This is a genomic window from Kitasatospora atroaurantiaca (genome assembly GCF_007828955.1).
GTDB lineage: Bacteria > Actinomycetota > Actinomycetes > Streptomycetales > Streptomycetaceae > Kitasatospora > Kitasatospora atroaurantiaca.
Genome location: NZ_VIVR01000001.1, coordinates 7,778,643 through 7,800,615 on the forward strand (window position 1 = coordinate 7,778,643; position 21,973 = coordinate 7,800,615).

Below are 21,973 nucleotides of genomic sequence, written 5' to 3' on the forward strand. Positions count from 1 at the left end.
GATTCGATGCCAACAAGTCGATGAGTAGGCGTGCGGGAGCGTCGAGCAGCATCCGAGCGAGGAACCCGACACGTGGGACGGCGAGGGATCCGGTCTCTGGACGTTGTGGGACGACGGAACCAGCGGCGGCCGCATCGAACTCTCCGACTTCCTCGCCATGGCCGGCGCGCGGCTGGCACCGGACGCCGAGGTGTCCTCCTGGCAGTAGGGGTTGTTGAGCCTGTTCGGCGGTCGGCTGACTCGTCGCCGGGGCGGTTCTGGGGGCATGGACATCGCTCAGGCGGTGGAGACCGTCGTGGCCGTAGCGCACCCTGTTCACGGGCCTCGGCAATTGCGATGATGACGGTGTGAGGACAGCTGGATTGACCGCCACTCACGTCAGGGGTCTGGATGACGAACCAACAGCAGATCGACGCAGCGCACCGAGCGTTGCGGGAGCTCTTCGTGCACGGCAAGCAGGCCCGGGAGTGCATGGCCGACATCGCTGCCGCGGGGAATGCCTTTCTGGGCGTGGCTTGCGCGTTCTTCTGCAATGTCATGGAGTTCGCGTTCAGCGGCCATGAGAGCGTCGAGCAGGTTCAGACCTACCTGGAAGACCTCAAACGGACCTACCCGGCAGAGCTGACGCATCTTCAGCCGGAGCTCATGGCGATGTTCGTCCTGCTGGAGATCGGCCCAGGCGCGTTGCCCTCCGGGCAGCCCCGCATTGAGATGACCGACGGCCTGATCTACCAGATGCGGCTGCTGGCCGAGTACACCGCCAAGAAGGAGGGCATCGTCGGGGAGCAACTTGAGCTGTATCTCTTCGGGGCGGGCGGCCGCTACGGCCTGAACCCGTGGTGAGAAGCCGTTGTCGTGCCGAGAAGTCCGTCCGGCGGTCGAACGAGGGTTCCCGGGGTCATCCCGGCCGGGCGACATCCGGGTGGTCCGGACATGAAGGCGGGGCCTTCTTGCTCGTGGATGCGAATCCGTCCGAGCAGCAGGGAGGCTCCGTCGCCCCACATGTACGCATCCGCGCCCGTGAAGTCCAACTCGCCCTCCTGGTCGTGTGATTGACTCGCGCACGTGTACGGGAACGCGACCGACCACGGCGGTGGGGTGCGGCGGCATCCTCGGCGCTCCGGGCTGGTCACGGACCCAGCGACGCCCGGTCCCGGTCTGCCGTGGATCGCGAGCTCCACATGTCCGCGAACCTCCGCAGGTCTCCGCCAAGGCGTTCGAGGCGACGGAGGAGACGCGCCGAGCCGCAGGGTCGGCTGTCACCGCCGCTCGCCGGGGGGACATGGGGACGATTCAGGACGGCGGGCGCTCCTGTCGATGTGAAGTCCGGGTCGGCCGTAAACGGCTGGCCCTCATCCTGATGCGGTGAAATGATCCGCGGAGCCGGGCCGTCGGTGCCCGCACCGGGGGTTGTGAGGCGTACCGCTGATCCCGGTCATGTGGTGGCGTCGCGCCTTGCCGGAGGAATCAGCTGACCACGCTCGACCTGCCGAGAGGAAGCTGCAGTGACCGTCACCGCGTCCAGGCCGTCCGAGTCCGAGCCCGAAGTCCGTACGGCGACCGGAGCCCTGCGCGGCAGCCGCGAGGCGGGCCTGGCAGTCTTCCGCGGCATCCCGTTCGCCGAACCGCCGGTCGGTGCGCTCCGTTTCGCCGCGCCGCGGCCGGTACGAAGCTGGGACGGTGTGCGAGCGGCAGTGTCGTACGGCCCGCCGCCCCCGCAGTCCGGAGTGTTCGGCATGGATGCGCTGTCACAGGACACGGCAGGTGATGACTGGTTAACGGTCAACGTCTGGTCGCCCGAGCCGGCCCCAGGAGCGGGTCTCCCCGTCATGGTGTGGATCCCCGGTGGCGCCTACGTGATCGGGACATCCAGCCTCCCGGAATTCGACGCCGCCCGCCTGGCCGGAGGCGGCGTCGTCGTTGTGACGCTCAACTACCGGCTGGGCATCGAGGGTTTCGCGCAGATCGAAGGTGCCCCCGCCAACCGGGGCCTGCTCGACCAGGTCGCCGCTCTGCAGTGGGTGCACGACAACATCCGGGCGTTCGGCGGCGACCCGGACCGGGTGACGGTCTTCGGCCAGTCGGCGGGCGGCGGATCGGTCGCCGCGCTGCTGGCCATGCCGCGCGCGGCCGGGCTCTTTCGCCGGGCCGTCGTGCAGAGCATGCCGGGTACGTTCTTCTCGCCCGAGCTGGCGGCCGACATCGCCGCCGCCTGCGCCGCCGAGCTGGGGCTGCGGCCCACGGTGGCAGACTTTTCCACGGTGGCCCCGTCCCGGCTGCCCGCCGTAGGCGACGCGATCTCCGCGAAGATCGACCGGTGGAGGGAGCACTGGGGGCAGATCACGCACCGGCCGATCCCGTTCGCGCCGGTCGTCGACGGTGATGTCCTGCCGACCACTCCCTGGCAGGCGCTGGCCGACGGCGTCGGCCGGGACACCGAGCTCCTCGTCGGCCACGTCCGTGACGAGCACCGGCTGTTCAGCCTGATCGACGGCGTGCTCGGCCAGGTGACGCAGGAGCAGGCCGAGACCGCCCTGCACGTTCTTGCCCCCGGCCCGGACGGCGCACAGCGGTACCGCGAGGTCTTCCCGGCTGCCGGCCCGGAGGAGCTGTACGAACTGGTCAACGCCGACTGGCTGTTCCGCATGCCGACGCTCCATCTTGCGCAGGCGCACGCCGCTGCCGGCGGCCGGACCCACGTCTACGAGCTGACCTGGCCCGCCCCGGTTATGGGCGGTGCACTCGGTGCCTGCCACGGCCTCGACGTGCCGCTCGTTTTCGGAAACCTGAGCAGCGGGCAGCCCGCCATGCTGATCGGTGAAACCCCCTCCCCGGAGGCAGAGGCGCTGTCCGCACAGATCCGCGCCGCGTGGACGGCGTTCGCCGCCCACGGCGACCCCGGCTGGCCCACGTACGACGGCGAACAACGCCTCGTACAGCTCTTCGACACGCGGCCGGCTGTCACCGCCTACCCGGAGGAGACCTCCCGGCTGCTGTGGCAGAACCACACGTTCCCGGCGCTCCCGCTTGCCGACCGGTAAGCGGCCCGGCGGTAGCCGCCGTCTTTTGCGCCGGGGCGCGGCCAGGTCGGCGGTGGCACGTGCTCAAGGTTCGACGACACAGGACACGAGGGGCAAGGGTGACAGTGGTGGAGGCTCAGCGCCTCGACCGCCGTCGGCTACATCGCCGCCGCCCACCCGGTGCGCGCCGGGCCGGCCGCACGGCCGTGAGCCGTGCTGCCACCAGGCTCCTCACGTGGGCCCGCTGCCTTCCGGGTACATGGGCCCGGCCTGTCGGAACGTGCCGCCGACCCGATGGACTGAGCGTGGACGGAGTCGGCGCTGGTCAAGGTCCGGTCAAGGATTAGGCTGCAGGCTCGTCGGCGGCCTAGGCTTGGCCTCGTTTGGACAGACACCTCGTTCGGTGAGGCGTCTTCACGGACACAGGCCACTGATCCCACCCGTCGAGAGACGCTCCGGATCAGGACAGGTCTCCCCGGCTCAAGGGGTGACCCCAAGTGGCTTCCCCGCATCCGCCGGAGACACGCCGTGGAGTGCTAAAGCTCTGACGAGTTGGGGTGTGCCGGGCCGTCATGCGGTCCTGGCTTCCCCTTGCCGCGCCGCCGCGAAGACACTTCACGGCCGGGACCGGGAGGAGGCGGGATGGACAGTAGTCCGGGCCATAGTCGGCCCTTCTCCGCGTTGTCCTCACCGTTCTTCCGCGGCCCGAGGCAGCCCTTCCTGCCCTGACAGCCGGCCAGCCGGCCAGCCGCCGGCCCGTGCCCGCCGATCCGCTCGGACGGGATCTGTGCCTGTGCCCGGGTGACCCCGGCCGCATCGGCGGACGGACGTCAGGAGCACCGGTCTGCCCGCCGGCCGCCCGCCGCCCCGCCATTGACGGGGCAAGGGGGTGTTCATCCTGGCTGCCCAGACTCTTCTCATGTCCACCACGGCCCGCCTGCGCGACCGCAAGGCCGGAGCCGAACGGCGCGTCAGCGCCACCAGGACGGTCCGCACCTCGCTGGTCTCCCTGGCCGGCCTGGTCGGCGGACCGGTCGGCAACCAGGCCGGCCAAGAGGTCGGCCGCGTCGTGGACGTCGTCGCCCGCCTCTACGGCCCGGACCACTACCCGCCGGTGACCGGCCTGATCATCCGCATCGGCCGACGACGCGCCTTCCTGCCCGCCGACCACATCGAGAGCCTGCACGCCGGCCGCGTCCGGCTGCGCACCGCCCGCCTCGACCTACGCGACTTCACCCGCCGTCCGGGCGAGGTCCTGCTGGCCCGGGACGTGATGGACCACCAACTCGTCGACGTCGACGGCATCCAGGTCACCCGCGCAGCCGACCTCTACCTCGCGCCGCTGGCCGACCGCACCGTGCTGGTCGGCGTGGACGTCTCCTTGCCCACCCTGCTGCGCCGGCTCGGACCGCGCCGCTGGCAGGTGCGGCCCACTCCGGAGCGGGTGCTGGACTGGCAGGCCGTCGCCCCGTTCGGTGAGCAGGCCACCCACGGACCTGCGGAGGTGCGCCTGCGGGCTTCGCGGTCCGCGCTGCACCGGCTGCGGCCGGCCGATCTCGCCGACATCCTGGAGGACCTCGGCCGGACCGAGCGCCAGCAGTTGCTGGGCTGGCTGGAGCCGGAGCACGCCGCCGACGCGCTGGAGGAGATGGAGCCGGGGGAGCTGGAGAACCTGCTGCGCGAGGCGCCGCCCGAGCACGCCGCGCGCCTGGTCGACGAGATGGAGCCGGACGAGGCCGCCGAGGCGCTGCGTGATCTCACGGCGGGTGAGCGCGAGCGCCTGCTGCAGGGCATGCCGTCCGCGGAGGCGGCCGAGTTGCGGAGCCTGCTGGCGCACCGGGAGGGCACCGCAGGTGGGGCGATGACGACGCTGCCCCTCACCGCGCGCCCCGAGCAGACCGTCGCCCAGGTCAGGGCCGAACTCGCGGCCCAGGCCGAGCACCGCGGTGACATCCCGGCGGTGGCGGTCCTGGACGGCGAGGGACGCCTGCTCGGCGACATCGCCCTGTTCGACCTTGCGGTGGCCGAGGACACCGCCCTGGTGGCCGATCTGTCGGAGTGGCTGGCGCAGTTCGGCCCGCCGGTCACCGTCCACCCCGAAATCCGGCTGGCCGAGGCGGCCGACCACCTGGTCGCCGCCCGCGCCACCTCGCTGCTCGTCGTCGACGACACCGGGCGCCCGTTGGGGCGGATCCTCGCCGACGACATCCTCGACGCCCTGCTGCCCGAGCGCGGGCGCCTGCACTTCCGGAGGCTCCTCAAGTGACCCGCGACCTCGACACCACCCGCGCCGCTTCACCCGGTGCGACAGCTGCCACGATCGGTGCGACGAACACCGGTTCGGGCGCGGCAACAGAGCCGACCGCCGCCACCCCGGCCGCTGGTCCGGCGCTCGCCCGTCGCAGAGGGCTGCGGCGTCTGAGCGCGGTCGCCATGGTGGCAGGCCCCGGGCTGGTCGCCGCGAACGCGGGCAACGACGCCGCCGGCATCGCGACCTACGCCGGGGCGGGCTCCCAGTTCACGTACGGCACGCTGTTCTTCATGGTGCTGGTCACCATCGCCCTGGTGATGGTCCAGGAGATGGCGGTGCGGCTCGGCGCGCACACCGGCAAGGGCCTGGGCGCACTGATCCGCGAGCAGTTCAGCCTGCGCCTGACCGCGCTGGCCGTGTTCTGCCTGCTCCTTGCCAACACCGGCCTCGTCGTGAGTGAGTTCGCCGGCATCGGCGCCGCGTTCGAGCTCCTCGGTGTCCCGAAGTGGGCGGTCATTCCTCCAGCCGCGATCCTGCTGTGGTCACTGGTGCTGTTCGGCTCCTACCGGTGGGCCGAGCGGATCTTCCTGGTCATGTCGCTGGCGTTCTTCGCCTACCCTCTCGCCATGATCCTCGGCCACCCGCACTGGGGGCAGGTCGGCCGGCACCTGGTCGTCCCCCACTTCGAGCCGAGCAAGGACTTCGTCCTGCTCGCCGTCGCCCTCATCGGCACCACGGTCAGCCCCTACATGCAGTTCTACGCCGCCGCAGGCGTCGTCGACCGCGGCGCCAAGCCGGAGGACTACAAGCTGATCCGCGCGGACGCCGTGCTGGGGGCGGTGTTCGCCTGCGTGATCAGTCTGACGATCATCATCGCGACCGCCGCGGCGATCGGCGGCAGCGGGCCCCTGCAGTCCGCCGCGCAGGCCGCCGAAGCCCTCAAGCCGGTGGCCGGCCAGGGCGCTGAACTGCTCTTCGCCTTCGGCCTGATCGGTGCCTCGGCGCTGGCCGGCGCCGTGGTCCCGTTGTCCGCCAGCTACGCAGTCGGCGAGGCCGCGGGCGTCGAGCGCTCGGTTTCCCGCAGCTTCCGCGACGCGCCCCTGTTCCTCGGGCTGTTCACCGCCCAGATCGCGCTCGGCGCGCTCGTGGCCCTCACCCCGGTCGACGTCATCCAGCTGCTGATCGGCACCCAGGTCCTCCAGGGACTGATCAGCCCCATCGTGCTGGTCTACCTCCTGGTTCTCACCAACCGCCGCTCCGTTCTCGGCGCGGCGGCCAACGGCCCGCGCTACCGGATCGCGGTCACCACCGTGGTGGTGGGCGTAGCGGCCATGTCCACCATCCTCCTCGTGCAGACGATCCTCGGCTGGATCGGCCTCGGTTGATCACGCCCCGTCCCGAAGGGAACCACCATGCGCCGCTTCGTGCCCGTGCTGGCTTTCAGCACCCTGCTCACCTGGTCGCCTTCGTCGCCACCTGGATCCACCTCGACCGGTAGTCCGCGCGGTGTCCGATCCCGCCACCGCAGCGTCGGACAACGGGCCGGTGGGATGGCGGGGCCGGGACGGTTCTACAGCCAGTCGTTGCGGCGGAACGCGCGGAAGACGAACACGCACACCACCACAATGACCAGCAGCACGGCCGGATACCCGAAGGCCCACCGCAGTTCCGGCATGTGGTCGAGGTTCATCCCGTACACGCCGGCCGCCATCGTGGGTACCGCGGCCAGCGCCGCCCACGCACTGATCCTGCGCATGTCGGTGTTCTGCTGCACGGACAGTCTGGCCACGCTCGCGTCCAGGATGCCGGAGACCAGTTCATCCAGGGCCAGGATTCGCTCCTTCGCCTGGAGGTGATGGTCGGCCACGTCCCGCAAGTACGCGGCTGCGGCTTCCGGGATCTGCGCCACAGACCCGTCGGCCAGCCGCTGCAAGGGCACACCCAGCGGCACCACAGCGCGTTTGAACTCCAGCAGCTCGCGCTTCAGCTGGTAGATCCGCCCGGCGTCGTCCGTGCGCTGGGGGGAGAAGACCTCCGTCTCCAGCTCCTCCACGTCCTGCTCGAAGGCGTCCGCCACTTCGAGGTACTGATCGACCACGTGGTCGGCCACGGCGTGCAGCACCGCCGCCGGCCCCAGCGCCAGCAGCTCCGGGGCGGCCTCCATCTCCCGCCGGACCCCGGTCAGGGCCGGCGCACTGCCGTGCCGGACCACGATGGCGAACCCGGGGCCGGCGAAGACCATGATCTCCCCGGTGTCGACGATCTCGCTGGTCGCCGTCACCTTGTCGTGCTCGACGTAGGTGATCGCCTTCAGCACCAGGAACAGCGTGCCCCCGTAGCGCTCCAGCTTCGGCCGCTGGTGGGCGCGCACGGCGTCCTCCACCGCCAGCGGATGCAGCTCGAACGCCGCCGCGATCTCCGCGAACTGCTCGGCGGTCGGCTGGTACAGGCCGATCCACACGAACCGGCCCTCCCGCTCGCCTATCCGCTGCAGCACATTCGACAGGTCCACCTTGCCCGGAAGCCGGTGCCCGTCCTCGTACAGCGCGCAGTCCACAACCGCCTGCGACGCCATCGACCCCACCACCCCTCCGTACAGCTCCTCACGGCAGCCCGCCAACTTACCGCTACGCGCTGTCCCTGCTGCAGATGGGGCCGGTCAGCACCCGTCGACGGTGGCGTCTCGCGGGAGTCGGAGAGCGCCACCAGGATGCTGGAGGCGGCCAAGGAAGAGCTGAAGGCGCTGCGCTCGTACGCGCAGCGCCCAGGTCTGCCGGTGGTCCACGACACCAACACGTTGCTGGGGTGGCCGTCCCGGACCAGGTCGTGTGGGCGGGCGTCTCCCGGGCCGAGGGCCAGAGGGTGCCGGCCACGCGCTTGGTCGTGCCGTTGGTCGTCCTCGCAGGGTTGGACGCTCAGAACTACGGCGTGGGGAGGCCGGCTGATCGGGCGTCCGCGGCGATCATCGCGCTGGAGCGGCTGCTCGGTCACGCTGTGCCTGGGGAGCCGGTCGTCTGCGGCGCCGCGCGACGTCGGAGGTACGGATCGACCCGGCCGGCCACCGCATCGGACGGGACGCCGACGGGCAGATCCTGCGGCGCGCCGAGGAGCTCCACCAGCTGAACCCGGAGTACGGCGTGAGGGTGCTGTCGAACGACACCAACATGCGGTTTGCGCGCGCGGCACCTGGGGTTGACGCCGATGCGGTTGCCCACGGCGCTCATGAAGCCGGGCAGCGCGATCGGCGAGGTACGGAACAGGATGAGCAGGCCCACACGGCGGAGAAGGACAGCACCGGGGGCCTGCGGGCGCCCGGGCTCGGTGACGGGACGTGAGCAGTGCATCCCGGGGCGGGCAATTGGCTCGGGCAGCATCGGATACTCGGCGTCAGGGCTGCACGTCAGGGCTGCCGGGCGGGGGCGAAGACGGCGTTGGCGATGCGCAAGATGTACGCGGACTCGGCGCCGTCGAGGCCGGTCGGGTTGAGGGAGTAGACGACGCGGCGGCTCAGGTCGCGGGTGGCGAACACGCCATTGGTCCAGCCGGGGCGGGAGCCGGTCTTCCCCCAGACGGTCACGCCGTTGATCTGTACGCTCTCCAGACCCATGCTCATGCAGGCCCGACCAGCGGTGGGGCCGGTGTTGCAGTGGCTGCTCTGGTGGTTCGGGACGTCCGGAACGGTGAACAGCTTCTCCTGCTGGGCCGGCGGCAGCAGCCGGCCCCGGAACAGCGCGGTGATGAACCGGTCCAGGTCGGGTGCGCTGGAGATCAGCCCGCCCTCGGCCCACGGCCACGGGCTCTGCTCGGTGACGTCGACGCGATGGGAGGTCCCGTCCGGGTCGGTCACGGTGAGCATCGCACGGGCGGCCGGGTCGGCCAGCCGCGGGTCGCGGGCGTCCGGGACGGAGGTGTCGTGCAGGCCGAGCGGCTGAATGATCCGGTGGCGGACCTCGTGCGCGTAGCTGTGCCCGGTGACCTTCTCGATCAGCATCCCGGCGACGAAGGTGTTCATGCCGTTGTACTGCTGCGCGGTGCCGGGCTCGAAGCTCATCGTCTGCCCGGCCAGGGTGGCGACGACCTGCTGCGGCGTCCAGCTCACGAACCGGTGCGCGGCGAACGACGCGGCGGTGCCGTCACCCCACGCCCCGCCCGTCCCGCGCGGCAACCCGCTGGTGTGATCGAGCAGTTGACCCACCTTGATCGGCGGGAACTCGGCGGGCAGCACTCCCGGCAGATAGCGCTGGACGGTGCCGTCCAGGTCGAGCCGGTGCTCGGCGGCAAGCTGGAGCACCACGGTGGCAGTGAACACCTTGGAGATCGAGCCGACCCGGAACCGGCCGTCGACCGAGAGCGCTTCCCCCGAGGCCCCCTCGAACTCCCCGGCGCGCCCCTTCACCTGAACCAACGCACCATTGACGTCGGCATTCGGCAGGCCGGCGATGGACTGCCGGACAGCCGCCGCATCAAGCGGCGGCAGCGGGGAGGCGGTCGCGGAGGCGGTCGCGGCAGGGGCGGCCGGCGAGGCGGCCAGCGCCGGGGTGCCGCCCCCGACGGCCAGTGCGGCCAGCAGCGCTCCGGCTGCGGCGAGGGTGGTCCAACGGGTACCGGTCACAACGGTCTTCACGATGACTTTTCCTGACGTCTCGTCGGCTTGTTCGGATGCCCTCGAGTCTGTCGAGGCACGAGCCGCCCGCCCATCCGGGATCTCCCTGAACGGACCCCGTCCCACCCTCCGGATCTCCCTGAGCCGAGGCTGCCGGCGCATCGGAGTGAAGGCCGCTGACGCCCTGTGCCCGCTGAGCGGCACGGAACTGCTGCATCAGGGTTGACGTCCTCAGGAGTGCACCGGCGCAGCACGCTGGGCACGCTGGTGAGCCGGTGGCGCCGGTGGTCGCGTATCTGACGGATCTGCAGGCAGCGGGACCGCCTGCCGCGACCCAGCGCTGGTACGGCATGGGTCTGCTGCGCTGGTTCCGCTTCCTTGGGCGGTCGACGTGCCCTGGAACGCGGCGACCCGGATCGAGGCCCGCGACTTCTCCCCATGGATCCAGATCGCAGCCAAACTTCCACGACAGCATCGAAGTTCAGGATCGCCTACCTCGGCACCGGTGTTGCTGCCACCTGCGCGAGCGATCACCATCGATCCGGCCGGCTGAGTCCGAGTGCACAACTGAACGACGGCAACCCGAAAGACGACCCGGCCATCGAGACAAGATGACACCCTGCGCCGGCAGCGATCAACGCAATCTGAACTCAACACACCCTCAGCACGGCCGCGTCGACCTGCTCTGCATCGACGAACTCGGATACACGGAACTCGATCGCAGGGGCGCAGAGTGGCCACCGAACCCGCCGAGCCAGGCGGTCACCGCCTGTCCCGCGACGGGTTGGAGTGCCGGCCTCGTCCGGTGAACACTCACCGCACGTAGCGGGCCGCCAGGGTGGCGCGGTGCACCAGGGTCTCCAGCGGGCCGCGGCGGAAGCGGCCGGCCCAGAGCCACGCCGACAGCAACGTGCCCGCGACGAAGGCCGCCAGCACCCGCAGCGGCGGGCCGGGCACCAGCTCGATGTCGAGCAGTACGATCAGCGCGATGTGCCCGACGTAGGCGGATAGGGAGACGGCGCCCACGGTGGCCAGTGGCGCCGCGGCCCGCGGCCCGAAGCGCTCCGCGAGCGCGCCACAGGCCACCAGCACCAGCCCCGCGCATCCGAGGTTGCCGAGGATCTCGAAGGTCGACCCCGTGTGCGGAGCGGCACCCAACAGCCCCACCGGGTCGTCGATGGCGACCGTGCCCTCCCCTTCGCTCGGCTGCTCCGCGCCCAGCACGCGAAGGGCGATCCAGGACGTGCCGTACCCCAGCACTGCCAGCCCGGCGCCGACCGCCGCCAGTCGGCGCCGGACCGCGCCTGCCGCCAGGTCGAGCCGCCCGAGCGCCATGCCCGCCAGGACGTACGGCATCCAGGTCGCGGCCGGGTACAGGCCCGTGAGCAGCAGCTCCGACAGCCAGGTCCCGTCCTCTCCCACGCCGGCCACCCGGGCCGCGAAGGAGAGCTGCGGCCCGAGCACTGCCCAAGCCGCCGCCGTCCCCGCCAGCCACTGCGCGGGCAGCCGGAGCAGCGGCAGCGCGAGCAGGAAGTAGACGCCGTAGGCGGCGAGGATCGGTTCGACGGGCGAGCCGATCCTGCTCAGTGCCAGGCCCATCGCCAGGAGCACGACGGCGCGGATCACTATCCTGGCCAGCGCCTGCCGCCCATCCCGGCCGGCCTTCGGCCGCCGACCGGCGATCAGCACCAGCGCCAGCCCGGCCAGCAGCGCGAACAGCGCCGACGCCCGCCCGTGCGCCAGCTGCATCGCTGCACCCACCGCGCCGCCCACCTCCGGATCCGGCCCCACGTGCGCGGCGAACATCCCGAACACCGCCAGCCCACGCGCCGCATCCACAGCCACCAGCCGCCCCACCGCCCCCGGCCCATGGGGTCCCACCCCGGACGACTCCAGCCCGCTCCGCTTCGCTCCACCGGTTCCAGGCCCGTCCACCCCCGGCCGCTCCCGTCCTGCCGCTCGCTGCCCGGCCGGTTCTCGCTCGGCGGAGGGCGTCGCCCCGATGATCTCTGGCATGCCTACCACTCTGGCCGCGCCACGCCCGCCGCACATCAGACGCCCTGCCGAACCGCCACCCGCCGATCGGCGGGGCTCACCGCTACGCGGCGCCCGCGCACCTGCAACTCCCCGTCGAGGGCATGCCGGCTCTCAGGTCCCGGCATGAGGTTCGGGAGACCCGCGCAGGTCGCGGACGTGGTTGCAGAGGGGACCCGGGCAGACGCCACGCATCTCGGCGGCAGAGGCGATCGAGCTGCGCCCGCCCGCTACGAGGCCGGTTTCACGTTCTTCATCGTGAAGTGCGAGGTGACGTTCTTGACGCGGGGGATGGTCATGACGCGCTGACTGAGGAAGGCCTCGTAGGCGGCCAGATCGGCGACGGCCACGCGCACGAAGTAGTCGGGGCTGCCGAACAGCCGGTGAAGCTCGATCACCTCCTCGGCCTGTGTCAGGGTCTGCTCGAAGCGCGCGACGGTCTCCGCGTCCTGGGCGTCGAGAGTGAGGTCGACCAGGACCTCGAAAGATCGTCCGACAGCGGCAAGGTCGATGACGGCCCGGTAGCCGCGGATGACCCCGTCGGCCTCCAGGCGCTGTACACGCCTGAGGCAGGGCCCGGTGGTGAGCCCGACGCGATGGGCCAGCTCGACGTTCGTCAGCCGACCATCCCGCTGCAGCTCGGCAATGATTGCTCTGTCGGTCGCATCCATAGCAAGAACATTGCACCACGAGCAGCTATGAGGGCAATATTTGCAACCACATGGCGCGGGATTCGCGAGACGATGGACCGGTGCAACATGACGCCCCGACTCAGATAACCGCGCCGGATCCCGCTCCGGCGCAGACCCCGGCCACCCGGCGGCAGCAGATCGCCGCGGGAGTCCGGGACTCCTTCTCCGCAGGACTGGGGATCTTCCCGCTCGGGATCGCGCTCGGCCTGTTGGTGATCCAGGCCGGCCTTCCGTGGTGGCTTGCCCCTGCCCTGTCCCTGTCCGTCTTCGCCGGCTCACTGGAGCTGCTGCTGGTGGGCATGATGGCCACCAGCACGTCGCTGGCAGCGGTCGCGCTGACCGTGCTGGTGGTCAACTTCCGACACGTCTTCTACGCCTTCTCGTTTCCCCTCCACCTGGTCAAGAACCCGGTCGCGAAGGCGTACGCCGTCTACGCGATGATCGACGAGGCGTACGCCGTCAACGCCTCCCTGCCCGAGAGGGAACGCTCGGCGCCCCGCCTGCTGGCGATGCAGATCGCCTGCGAGACGTACTGGGTCGGTGGCGGACTCGTCGGTGTCGCCCTCGGCGCGGCCCTGCCTGCGCCCATCAAGGGTCTGGAGTTCGCGCTGTGCGCCCTGTTCACCGTGCTCACCCTGGACGCGTTCCGCTCGCGGAGCGAGATCCCCTCGCTTCTGCTCGCCGGGGCCGGCGTCACGGTCGCGCTCGTGCTGACCCCGGGCGTCGCGATGTTCACCGCGTTGCTGCTGTTCGTCGCCCTGCTGCTGGCCCGCCACACGCTCACCGCCCGTCACCACCTCGCTCAGGAGGCCACCGATGCCTAGCACCGCCTATCTCCTCGCCGTCCTCGCGATCGCCTTCACCATCACCTTCGCCCTTCGGGCAATGCCGTTCGCGGTGCTCGGCAGGCTGCGCGGCTCGGCGATCGTGCAGCAGTTGTCGGCGTGGATGCCGGTGGGCATTCTCGCCATCCTCGCCGTGGCCGCCCTGCACGGCACCTTGGCCGCGGACCGGCACGCCACCTGGTACGCGCCGCTTGCGGTCGCCGTCACCGCCGGCGTCCATCTTGCCTTCGGCCGCCGCACGATCCTGAGCGTCGGCATCGGCACCGCCGTCTACGTCGCCCTCGTCAATACCTTCTGACTCTTCCTCCGCACCTGCCATCCCGGCGCCCCGCTACTCATCATCGTCAGCGTCCTTTGAGGCATCCGGGGTATGCAGAGGGCGGGGTCCCGGCTTTCCGTTCCGTTCCTTCCGGGGCCCAGCCCCAGCCCCAGCCCCAGCCAGCACGCCACCGAGCCTCACCGAGATCCGAACCCAATGAGCTTGCTCCGCTTTGACGGACACCATTGTTGTGGTGGTCAGGCCGCGAGAACGGTCTCGTACTCGGCGGGACTGCGGTAGCCGAGGCTGCTGTGCAGCCTGCGTATGTTGTACCAGCTCTCGATCCACTCGAAGATCGCGGTGCGGGCCACCGCCCGGCTCGGCCACGGCCGGTCGCCGAGCAACTCCCGCTTCAGCGTGGCGAAGAACGACTCGGCGAGCGCATTGTCCCAGCACTGACCGGTGCGGCCGACCGACAATCTGACATCGAAATCCCTTGCCAGGATGGAGAATTCGCGACTCGTATATTGACAGCCGCGATCCGAATGGAACACCACCGGACCGGATGGGCGGCGGGTCCGGCAGGCAGCCCGAAGCGCATCGGCGACCAGTTCGGTCCGCAGGTGGTCTGCGGTGGCCCAACCGACGACGCGGCGCGAGGCGATGTCGATGACGGTGGCCAGGTAGAGCCAGCCCTCCTGGGTCGGTATGTAGGTGATGTCGCCGCACCAACGCGTGTCGACCGCCGCCGGGTCGGGCTGGAAGTCTCGCAGGACCAGGTCCGGACGAGTGCCGGCATGCGGATCGGGGATCGTGGTGCGCTGTCGTCGCCGGCGGTGGCGGCCCTGCAGGCCGGATCGGCGCATCAACCGGGCGATCCGGCGGCGGCCGCACCGCTCGCCCTCGCGCTGGAGCACGGCATGGACGCGCGGGGATCCGTAGCTGCCTCGCGAGGCCTGGTGGACCTCGGTGATCTTCTCGGTCAGCTCCGCGTCGCGCACCGCGCGGGGACCGGGCATGGCGGTGCGGCGGGCGTAGAAGGCGGCACGGGAGACCTTCAGCAGCTCACACGCCCGTTTGACGTTGTGGCCGCTCTGCTTCTCCGCCTCGATGAACGGGTGCACCGTCACCGGGTCTCCTTGATGCTCCTATGTCAAGCAGCCAACTCGACTGACCCTTCGGCAGGTTGGTCGTGTCGACTTCGTGCGGTCTCGTCGGCGAGCAGGGCCCGGAAGACCCTGTCCGAGATACGGCGTTTGAGCAGGCGGAGAGCCTCTTTGACGGTCTTCCCGGCCGCAATCTGCTTGGCGTAGTAGGCGGCTCCCTCGCCGCTGCCGCGAACCTGTGTGACCGCGACCATGTGGAGGGCGTTGTTGATCGTCCGGTTGCCGCCGCGGTTGAGCCGAACTCTGACCTTGTTCGAGGACCAGACCGGGATCGGTGCGGTGCCGTTGAAGTGCGCGAACGCGTCCTTCGACTTGAACCGGGCGGCACCTGCGGTCTCGCCGAGGATCGCGGCGGCGCCGATCACCCCACAGCCTGGCACCTCCAGCAGAGCGGGCGCGAGCTCGCGCACCAGACGTCGCAGCCGGCTTTCCAGGGCATTGATCCGCAAGGTGAGCCGTCGACACTCGGCGATCATGTCGAGGGCGATCTCGACGACAACTCCCGGACGTCCAGTGAGAGTTGCCTCTAGCGTGTCGAAGACGCACAAGCGGCGAAGGCCTCGTGAGGGGACGGGCAGTTCGGGGTCGATCTCGTGGAGGAACCAGCGGAGCTTGTTGGCTGCGGCTGTCCGCTGGCGAACCAGGAGGCGGCGGTGGTCGACGATCAGCTTCGTGTCGCGGGACGGGCCGTCCAGGCAGGCCTTCGGTAGGTCGGGTTCGCGCAGGGCGACCCGGGCCACCGCCTCGGCGTCGATCGGGTCGGATTTGCCGCGCTCGCGGGCGGAGCGGCGGGCGCCGGCCATCAGCCTCGTGTGCACGCGGACGACGGAGTGGCGGGCGTTCAGCAGGTCGACCTCGAAGCGTCGGGTCAGATGTCGGCAGTCCTCCACGGCGACCAGGACCTGGCCGAACTTCCCTATCCACTCGCATGCTTGTTGGTGGCCTGTGGGTGTCGCGGCGATCGTGAGCTGGTCCAGTCGCCGTCCGAGCGGGTCGACAGCGACCAGGGTGTGGGTCTTCTTGTGCGCGTCGACGCCGACCACGATCATGAAGGTGCCTCCAGCAGGGAGCGCGGGGATCCGGTGCCGGGTCCGCCGCGGGGGCACGCCTCAATCGGGCCGAGAGCACGCTCCTATCAAGCCACTCCACGGGGACGCCAGGGCCGGCGGGGCGGCACATCAAGGACAAGCCACCGTGAACGGGGCAGCGAAAAAGAGAGCCAACCCCGCCGGTCCTGCCACTCTGCCACCACCCGGGCGCCGGTGTCCCCTACTTTGGCATTGACGCGAAGAAAGCTGTCGCCCGGCGGAGGATGTCCACGTCCTCGCGCAGGCGGCGGTTCTCCCGCCGCAGCCTGGCCAGTTCCTCGCGCTCGTTGCTGGTCAAGCCGTCGCGTTCGCCTGCGTCGACCTCGGCCTGCTTGATCCAGTCACGTACTGCGGTCTCGGTCAGGTCGAAGTCCTTGGCCACCTGGCCGACCGAGCGGTCTCCGCGTCGGCACAGCTCGACGATCTCGGCCTTGAACTCCGGTGTGAACGAGCGGCGAGGGCGCGGCTTCTTCTTCCCCATGCTCTCCATGATGGACATCATCCTTCCGGGGTCGAAGCCCCTGATCAGGAGTGTCCGTCAAAGCGGATCAAGCCCACAAACAGCATCTAGAGGTGACGCCCGGCATGTGCGCAGGTACGTCGCGGGTGCAGGCCGCTCGCGCGTGGATGGGCGGGTACTCCCCGGCGGTTCCGTCGCAGACTCAACTGGACGGCGTGACCGGGGACCACATGCCGAGCCACTGCTCGGCTCCCCAGGCCTCGAACCGCTCTACCTCAGTGAACCCCAGCTTCGCCGCGAGACGCATCGAGCCGACGTTGGCGCTCTGGGTGGTGAGCACCACCGGCTCGCCGGGAAGCGCGCCGGCGAGCCAGCCGAGTGCCGCCGCGCACGCCTCGGCGGCATACCCGAATCCCCACGCCCGCGGCAGGAACAGGTAGCCGAGATCGGCCTTCCCTGCGGCAGCCGGGCGACGGTGCCCCGTTGCTCTCCTGAGCAGGATCTGGCCGATCATCGACCCGTCGAGATCAACGACGAAGCTCCCGGGCCACCGCTCGGGTGCCCCGGACACCTCGCGCTCAAGCTCGTCACGCGGCCGGGGGCCGCCGAGGTAGGTGTGCACCTCTGGCGAGGCGAGCAGCTCGATGAACGCCGCACGGTCCCGGGCCTCGGGCTCACGGAGCACGAGCCTCTCGGTCCTGATCGGCTCAGGCGGCCAAGCCACGGGTCCCAGATCTTCCATCCGCGCACGCTAACAGGTGGTCAAACCAACCCGCTATGCACGTGGGTAGGGCAGGGGTGTCGGTTCTGCGGTGCAAGTCACCGGCTTGGCACAGACGCTGATCACGGGCCCGGGCCTGTGTCCCGCGTACTCGTTGGAGTGCTCAGTCAGGTACAGATGAACCCTCGTAAGCGCGGCGAGGACCGCCTTTCTGCTTCTGCAGCACGACCAGGCCCACGGCAGCCAGCTCGGTGGCATGGGCCCTGACGTGATCGAGTGGGACGCCGAGGGCGGTCCGCGCGTATAGGTCCGCGGCGGGTACCCCGGCTGTGGCGGGAGCGGCAGCGCGCCCGGGCCGCCGCCGAGGTCGGCCACCCCGTCACCCCGTCCCCGCCCGAGGCCAACGCGGTCCTCCTCACCCTCCCCGGTACGGGCGCCACCCTCCTCACCGCGCTCGCCCCGGACGCGCTGACCCTCCGTCGGCTCCTGTACCCGCGTGGCGACCTGAGCACTACGGGCGTGGCCCGAGGTGTCGGCGACGAGCGCCGCCCGCCCCTGCTGGTCCAACGGGACCCGCTGGAGTGGGCGGTCGCGGAGCACGTCGGCTGAGCGGATCAGCTCAGGACGACCACCTTGTGCATGCCCTCGAAGGCGTGCGGGATGCCGGTCTGGTCGTCCGGGATGAAGCAGAGCAGGACGTAGGTTCCGGCCGGCAGGTGCTTCGCCTGGACAAGAGCGGTGTGGTCGGGGGAGATGGCACCCAGACCGCTGGGCGGGCCGGTGAAGGGCGGCGGCGGGGGCTGCTGGCCGTGGGCGAGGGCGTCGAAGAACGCCTGGACGTCGTCGTCCGTGGTGCCCGGCTTGACCGGCTGGATCGCCATCTCGTGGATCTCGTCGGCCGCGTTGTGCACCAGGATCGGGGCGTCCGCCTTGTCCACGTCCTCGGTCCGGAAGCGCGGGCCGGCCGCCTGCTCCTCCTGGATCACGATGCCCCTGGGGAAGGGGGCCAGATCCTTGTCGCCGTCATCGGGGCAGAGCTGGAGGGCCTTCACCACGGGGTGGGCGGGGTCGGCGAGGAAGGCACTGAAGTCGAGCAGGTACACGGTGCCCGGCGTGATCGGCTCGGTGACGTCGACCGGGATGTTCGGTGACGCGAAGCCGCCGCCCAGTGCCTCCGCGTCGGCGTTGAACGCGTTGATGCCGGCCGCCGATGTCGCCGGGTCGGTCTCGTTGATCGCCTTGGTCAGGTCGGCGAGCACGGTGTCCAGCGTCACGCCCTCGTGCGGGCGGAAGACCTGGAGCTGGCGGCCCTGCGGGTTGTCGGTGCTGATGTGGAAGTGGACGAGTCCGTCTTCGGCGGCGTCGGGTGCCTCGATGCCGTGCGCGGTGAGCTTGACGTCGACGGCCTCGTGGTGGCCCTTGGCCTCGTGGTGGCCCTTCGGCGTCGCGGCTTGGGCCGTGCCGACGCCGGTCAGCGTGGTGGCGCAGGTGAGGGCGACGGCCGCTGCCGCTCCCAGACCGCGCCTCAGCAGAGCAATACGCATGGAAGTCCTTTCGACGGGGTCCCAGGGGTCCAGCGCACCACGGGGCTGCCTGGCATGCCGTCAGCCACGCGGTCGACACGTCCGTTCGGGGCATGACGGAGCCCCGCCCCACACGCGCTCTAGGCTTGGGACGGGGCTTCCGGTCGTGCTCGGCTCGTACTCAGCCGGCGTCGGCGATCCGCTGGCCGCGCTTGTCGAGCGAGGCCGGATACGTGTTGTACGCGGCCGGCTCGGCGTTGCTGTCGCGATCCGCGGCGCGGTCACGGCAGGCGGGGTGGCGATCCGCGGCGCGGTCGCGGCAGGCGGGGTGGCGATCCGCGGCGCGGTCGCGGCAGGCGGGGTGGCGCTCCTCTGGCTTGGCCCACTGCAGGGTCAGCGCGATCAGCACGGTCGCGGTCCGGATCTCGCCGAGGGCCCAGGTGATGCCACAGGCCATCCTCTGGTCGCTCAGCAGGCCGGTTCCCGGCCGGTGCCATCGCCGGGGTGAAGGTGGTGACCTGTCGGCTGCCGGCCATCATCACGGCCACGCCGAAGAAGGCGTGGAACGGCATGCCCATGAACAGCTCGATGATCCGCAGTACGAAGCCGGGCCGGTGCGGGCTCGGGTCCACGCCCGTGATCGGCTGGAAGAACAGCATGCCGACCGCCAGGAGGTGCACCATCATCGCGATGTGCGCGATCCGCTACTGAATCAGGAAGTCGAACAGCGGGGTGACGTACAGGCCGTAGCGGACCGTAGAGGCGGGCCACGAACAGCGGGATGGTGAAGGCCGGGTGCGAGATCACCCGGACGTACCGGCTGTGCAGCAGCGCCACCAGCAGGTCGCGCGCGGACCGCGGCTGCTGCCTGCAGCCACTGCTGAACTGGGAGAACAGCAGCGGCTGCTGAGACTGAGGCTGCGCTGGCAGTGGATGCGCGAGGCGCACGAGATCCGCAGGCCCGGGATGGCATACCCAGGCATCGTCCCCTTGCTGGAGGCCGCAGCCGCGGAGCCTCGGCTGCGGGGGCTCTACGGGATGGCACACGTCAGCGGACCGGTTCGTTCGGGGAGCCGGATGACGCCTACGTCAGGGGGAACTCGCCGGTCGCTCTCCCGGCAATGGACGGCACAGCAACGTAGCGCCTGGCGCCCACCGGACTCTGAGAAGCCGTTGTCGTACCGATCAAGGAACTTGTCGATCGAACGGAAGTCCCGATTGGGTGATCGTCGAGCGGTTGGCGCATGAAGGTAGGGCCTCCTGCACAGCTCAAGGGTGTCGAGTCCGTGAGCAAAAAGCAGGAGGCCCTGGTGTTGCAGTCTGTCGTGCGCGTGCTGGTTGCGTCCAACTCCCGCGTGTCGTTGTGTGATTGCCTCGCGCATGTGTACGGGAACGCGGCTGATCGGCCAGAGCGCCGGCCGCGGTATCCGTCGGACATGACGGACACGGAGTGGGCCGTGGTCCGGGCATCGCTGCCGGTGCCGGGGTGGCTGGAGGGGCGGGGCGGCCAGCCGGAGGGCTATTGCCACCGACAGATGCTGGATGCCGTGCGGTATCTGGTCGACAACGGCATCAAATGGCGGGCGATGCCGGCGGACTTCCCCGCTTGGGACCGGGTCTACGCCTTCTACCGACGCTGGCGCGACAAGGGCCTGATCAAGGAGCTGCACGACCGGCTGCGCGACAAGGTTCGGCGGGCCGAGGGCCGGGATCCGGAGCCGACGGCGGGGATCATCGACTCGCAGTCGGTGCGGGCCGCCGCGTCGGTGCCGGCCGCAACGCGCGGATACGACGGCGGGAAGATGGTGCCGGGCCGCAAGAGGCACATCGTGGTGGACTGCCTCGGGCTGCTGCTGGCCGTGCTGGTCACCGCCGCGAACGTCACCGACCGAGAGGCGGGTGCGAGCCTGCTGGCCCGGCTGCGGGCACGGTACTTCCGGCTGACGCTCGTGTGGGCCGACGGCGGCTACACCGGAAGCCTGGTCGACATCGCCGCGAAGGCTTGGCGCATCGCGTTGACGGTGGTCAAACGCAACCACGACACTGCGGGCTTCAAGGTGCTGCCGAAGAGGTGGCTGGTGGAACGGACATTCGCGTGGCTGATGCGCTCACGCCGCCTGGCCCGGGACTACGAAACCCGCACCGACACCGCCGAGGCGATGCTGCTGTGGTCGATGACCATGGTCATGAGCCGCCGCCTGGCCCGCCGGTCCAGCTGAACCGGCCCGGCGTGTCCTCGGCCAGCCAACCCCTGGCCACCAGGCGTTTGGCGCGAGACCGCACCGCACCCTCGATCTTTGCCGGGGCCAGCTCCAGCCCCAGCGCGGCCGCGATCTCCTGACAGCTCATCGATCCGCCTTCGCCGGCATGCTGCCGATCAGCCAGCAGATTGACGATGCGCTGATACTCCACCGCCAGCACGCTCGGCGCGAGCCCGGACCGCCACACCGGCACGACCGAACGGCCCGGCGCCGCCCCGGACGCGGGAGCTGTCTCCGCGGCCTGCTGCCCCTGCGATTCCGCCAGGACCCGGTCGACCCTTTCCCGGGCGATCGTCCATCGCTCCCAGTCCGTCTCCGCGTCCCGCAACTCGGCCACGATCCGGTCCACTTCCTCGCGCAACGACTCCACCCGCTGCCGAGCGGCCAACTCCCGCTCCTCCAGCAATCCCATCACCGACGCCACCCCGGCACCTCCACCGCGAGACAACCCGATGGACCAACCCTGCCGCGCCGCCACGGACTCTATGCCTGGCCTGCGGAAACAAGCCGATCACGCCCGATAAGACAACGGCTTCTGAGATCATGCCGGGATGCGTGTCATGTTCTTCACCTCGGGGCCGGGACGGCGAACCGAGTCGGTGTCGGTCGACTACATCTTTGACGCTGATACTGCTGTTCTTGCATGGGAGAGCTTGCTCACCGGAGTCACCCTAGAGGAGCTCCGGCACCGAGGAGAGCCCCGGATCGTGCGCGCCAGGCAATGCGGCGACGAGGAATTCGCACTTTCATCGGCGCTGAGGACCGCACTCGCCGAGGCTGACCACGAGCGGCTCCAGCGACTGGCCCACCAGTGGGCCGACCTTGAGGCTCGCGACGGGTACCACGACCCGGTAACCGCCGAAGAGGCCAGGGAGCTCCTGACAGGACTGGCGGCTTTGGCCCGTGAAGCCGGCAAGAGCCACAACATCCACTGCCGGTGGGGCTGAGCCCGACATGCGTGCCGCCCTTCGACCGTCCGGTGCCGCGCTGGACGGGCGTCGGGCCACGCCTGCTGACGGCCCGGTAGCTCAGCGCACGACAGCGACAGCG

Annotated in this window: 21 protein-coding genes, 1 pseudogene and 1 riboswitch; of the genes and pseudogenes, 10 read left to right on the top strand and 12 right to left on the bottom strand. The window is 70.4% G+C overall.

The annotated features are described in order from the left end of the window. Window positions 1-390: 390 nt before the first annotated feature. The 4 genes from FB465_RS34890 (at window position 391) to FB465_RS34905 (ending at window position 6,656) form a co-directional block, all read left to right on the top strand. Window positions 391-843: a hypothetical protein gene (locus tag FB465_RS34890; protein ID WP_145796967.1), complete on the top strand. Its 453-nt coding sequence runs from the start codon at window positions 391-393 to the stop codon at window positions 841-843. A 662-nt stretch (window positions 844-1,505) separates the two neighbouring features. Beyond that, window positions 1,506-3,041: a carboxylesterase/lipase family protein gene (locus tag FB465_RS34895; RefSeq protein ID WP_145796968.1), complete on the top strand. Its 1,536-nt coding sequence runs from the start codon at window positions 1,506-1,508 to the stop codon at window positions 3,039-3,041. A gap of 367 nt (window positions 3,042-3,408) precedes the next feature. Continuing rightward, a riboswitch (M-box (ykoK) riboswitch) is annotated at window positions 3,409-3,584 on the top strand. 355 nt (window positions 3,585-3,939) lie between these two features. Then, window positions 3,940-5,286: a magnesium transporter MgtE N-terminal domain-containing protein gene (locus tag FB465_RS34900; protein WP_246193078.1), complete on the top strand. Its 1,347-nt coding sequence runs from the start codon at window positions 3,940-3,942 to the stop codon at window positions 5,284-5,286. After that, window positions 5,283-6,656: an NRAMP family divalent metal transporter gene (locus FB465_RS34905; protein WP_246193080.1), complete on the top strand. Its 1,374-nt coding sequence runs from the start codon at window positions 5,283-5,285 to the stop codon at window positions 6,654-6,656. Before FB465_RS34900 ends, FB465_RS34905 begins: the two co-directional genes overlap by 4 nt. Before the next feature lie 185 nt (window positions 6,657-6,841). Here FB465_RS34905 and FB465_RS34910 read toward each other — a convergent pair whose 3' ends face one another. The 5 genes from FB465_RS34910 to FB465_RS34940 form a co-directional block, all read right to left on the bottom strand. Continuing rightward, the gene (locus FB465_RS34910; protein ID WP_145796969.1) at window positions 6,842-7,846 is read right to left on the bottom strand and encodes a magnesium and cobalt transport protein CorA; all 1,005 of its coding nucleotides are present in this window, start codon (window positions 7,844-7,846) and stop codon (window positions 6,842-6,844) included. Between the two features lie 412 nt (window positions 7,847-8,258). Further along, window positions 8,259-8,546, bottom strand: a complete 288-nt coding sequence (locus FB465_RS34915) for a hypothetical protein (RefSeq protein ID WP_145796970.1) — start codon at window positions 8,544-8,546, stop codon at window positions 8,259-8,261. Between the two features lie 125 nt (window positions 8,547-8,671). Continuing rightward, a complete protein-coding gene (locus FB465_RS34920) occupies window positions 8,672-9,895 on the bottom strand; it encodes a serine hydrolase domain-containing protein (protein WP_246193082.1) in 1,224 nt (407 codons plus the stop codon). A 792-nt stretch (window positions 9,896-10,687) separates the two neighbouring features. Then, window positions 10,688-11,719, bottom strand: a complete 1,032-nt coding sequence (locus FB465_RS34935; protein WP_246193084.1) for a heparan-alpha-glucosaminide N-acetyltransferase domain-containing protein — start codon at window positions 11,717-11,719, stop codon at window positions 10,688-10,690. A 419-nt stretch (window positions 11,720-12,138) separates the two neighbouring features. Then, entirely contained in the window at window positions 12,139-12,579 is a 441-nt protein-coding gene (locus FB465_RS34940; protein ID WP_145796973.1) for an Lrp/AsnC family transcriptional regulator, read from the bottom strand. A gap of 80 nt (window positions 12,580-12,659) precedes the next feature. On the opposite strand from FB465_RS34940, the gene FB465_RS34945 reads away from it, so the two are divergent. Together FB465_RS34945 and FB465_RS34950 are read left to right on the top strand one after the other, a co-directional pair. Continuing rightward, complete coding sequence (locus tag FB465_RS34945) at window positions 12,660-13,424, top strand: AzlC family ABC transporter permease (RefSeq protein ID WP_246193086.1); 765 nt, start codon at window positions 12,660-12,662, stop codon at window positions 13,422-13,424. Beyond that, entirely contained in the window at window positions 13,417-13,743 is a 327-nt protein-coding gene (locus FB465_RS34950) for a branched-chain amino acid transporter permease (RefSeq protein WP_145796975.1), read from the top strand. The genes FB465_RS34945 and FB465_RS34950 overlap by 8 nt, the downstream gene beginning before the upstream one ends. Before the next feature lie 218 nt (window positions 13,744-13,961). Here FB465_RS34950 and FB465_RS34955 read toward each other — a convergent pair whose 3' ends face one another. The 4 genes from FB465_RS34955 to FB465_RS34970 all read right to left on the bottom strand — a co-directional run bounded on the left by FB465_RS34955 (window position 13,962) and on the right by FB465_RS34970 (window position 17,160). Beyond that, on the bottom strand, window positions 13,962-14,834 hold the full coding sequence (locus FB465_RS34955) for an IS3 family transposase (protein WP_145796976.1): 873 nt from the start codon (window positions 14,832-14,834) through the stop codon (window positions 13,962-13,964). 23 nt (window positions 14,835-14,857) lie between these two features. Then, entirely contained in the window at window positions 14,858-15,919 is a 1,062-nt protein-coding gene (locus tag FB465_RS34960) for an IS110 family RNA-guided transposase (protein WP_145786668.1), read from the bottom strand. Between the two features lie 220 nt (window positions 15,920-16,139). Beyond that, window positions 16,140-16,448, bottom strand: a complete 309-nt coding sequence (locus tag FB465_RS34965) for a transposase (protein WP_145786666.1) — start codon at window positions 16,446-16,448, stop codon at window positions 16,140-16,142. A 172-nt stretch (window positions 16,449-16,620) separates the two neighbouring features. After that, window positions 16,621-17,160 carry a GNAT family N-acetyltransferase gene (locus FB465_RS34970; RefSeq protein ID WP_145796977.1) on the bottom strand — a complete coding sequence of 180 codons (540 nt, stop codon included), beginning with the start codon at window positions 17,158-17,160 and terminating at the stop codon, window positions 16,621-16,623. 255 nt (window positions 17,161-17,415) lie between these two features. Between FB465_RS34970 and FB465_RS34975 the strand changes: the two genes are divergently transcribed. Further along, complete coding sequence (locus FB465_RS34975) at window positions 17,416-17,748, top strand: hypothetical protein (protein ID WP_145796978.1); 333 nt, start codon at window positions 17,416-17,418, stop codon at window positions 17,746-17,748. A gap of 5 nt (window positions 17,749-17,753) precedes the next feature. On the opposite strand, the gene FB465_RS34980 is transcribed toward FB465_RS34975, so the two are convergent. Next, the gene (locus tag FB465_RS34980) at window positions 17,754-18,683 is read right to left on the bottom strand and encodes a hypothetical protein (protein WP_145796979.1); all 930 of its coding nucleotides are present in this window, start codon (window positions 18,681-18,683) and stop codon (window positions 17,754-17,756) included. A gap of 160 nt (window positions 18,684-18,843) precedes the next feature. Next, a pseudogene (locus tag FB465_RS34985) lies at window positions 18,844-19,520 on the bottom strand (cytochrome c oxidase assembly protein); the annotation flags it as partial. On the opposite strand from FB465_RS34985, the gene FB465_RS38055 reads away from it, so the two are divergent. After that, entirely contained in the window at window positions 19,485-19,910 is a 426-nt protein-coding gene (locus FB465_RS38055) for a DUF6193 family natural product biosynthesis protein (RefSeq protein ID WP_425461236.1), read from the top strand. The pseudogene FB465_RS34985 and the gene FB465_RS38055 overlap by 36 nt on opposite strands. 188 nt (window positions 19,911-20,098) lie before the next feature. Further along, window positions 20,099-20,881, top strand: a complete 783-nt coding sequence (locus FB465_RS34990) for an IS5 family transposase (RefSeq protein WP_145796936.1) — start codon at window positions 20,099-20,101, stop codon at window positions 20,879-20,881. Here the strand turns inward: FB465_RS34990 and FB465_RS34995 are convergent. Then, on the bottom strand, window positions 20,847-21,347 hold the full coding sequence (locus tag FB465_RS34995) for a hypothetical protein (RefSeq protein ID WP_145796937.1): 501 nt from the start codon (window positions 21,345-21,347) through the stop codon (window positions 20,847-20,849). The genes FB465_RS34990 and FB465_RS34995 overlap by 35 nt on opposite strands. A gap of 127 nt (window positions 21,348-21,474) precedes the next feature. On the opposite strand from FB465_RS34995, the gene FB465_RS35000 reads away from it, so the two are divergent. Beyond that, a complete protein-coding gene (locus FB465_RS35000) occupies window positions 21,475-21,870 on the top strand; it encodes a hypothetical protein (protein WP_145796980.1) in 396 nt (131 codons plus the stop codon). Window positions 21,871-21,973 lie beyond the last annotated feature (103 nt).

Coding starts and splice junctions, on each gene's coding strand:
- FB465_RS34890 (WP_145796967.1), top strand. CDS start 391: ATGACGAACCAACAGCAGATCGACGCAGCGCACCGAGCGTTGCGGGAG.
- FB465_RS34900 (WP_246193078.1), top strand. CDS start 3,940: ATGTCCACCACGGCCCGCCTGCGCGACCGCAAGGCCGGAGCCGAACGG.
- FB465_RS34910 (WP_145796969.1), bottom strand. CDS start 7,846: ATGGCGTCGCAGGCGGTTGTGGACTGCGCGCTGTACGAGGACGGGCAC.
- FB465_RS34940 (WP_145796973.1), bottom strand. CDS start 12,579: ATGGATGCGACCGACAGAGCAATCATTGCCGAGCTGCAGCGGGATGGT.
- FB465_RS34950 (WP_145796975.1), top strand. CDS start 13,417: ATGCCTAGCACCGCCTATCTCCTCGCCGTCCTCGCGATCGCCTTCACC.
- FB465_RS34960 (WP_145786668.1), bottom strand. CDS start 15,919: ATGATCGTGGTCGGCGTCGACGCGCACAAGAAGACCCACACCCTGGTC.
- FB465_RS34965 (WP_145786666.1), bottom strand. CDS start 16,448: ATGGAGAGCATGGGGAAGAAGAAGCCGCGCCCTCGCCGCTCGTTCACA.
- FB465_RS34970 (WP_145796977.1), bottom strand. CDS start 17,160: ATGGAAGATCTGGGACCCGTGGCTTGGCCGCCTGAGCCGATCAGGACC.
- FB465_RS34980 (WP_145796979.1), bottom strand. CDS start 18,683: ATGCGTATTGCTCTGCTGAGGCGCGGTCTGGGAGCGGCAGCGGCCGTC.
- FB465_RS34990 (WP_145796936.1), top strand. CDS start 20,099: ATGACGGACACGGAGTGGGCCGTGGTCCGGGCATCGCTGCCGGTGCCG.
- FB465_RS35000 (WP_145796980.1), top strand. CDS start 21,475: ATGCGTGTCATGTTCTTCACCTCGGGGCCGGGACGGCGAACCGAGTCG.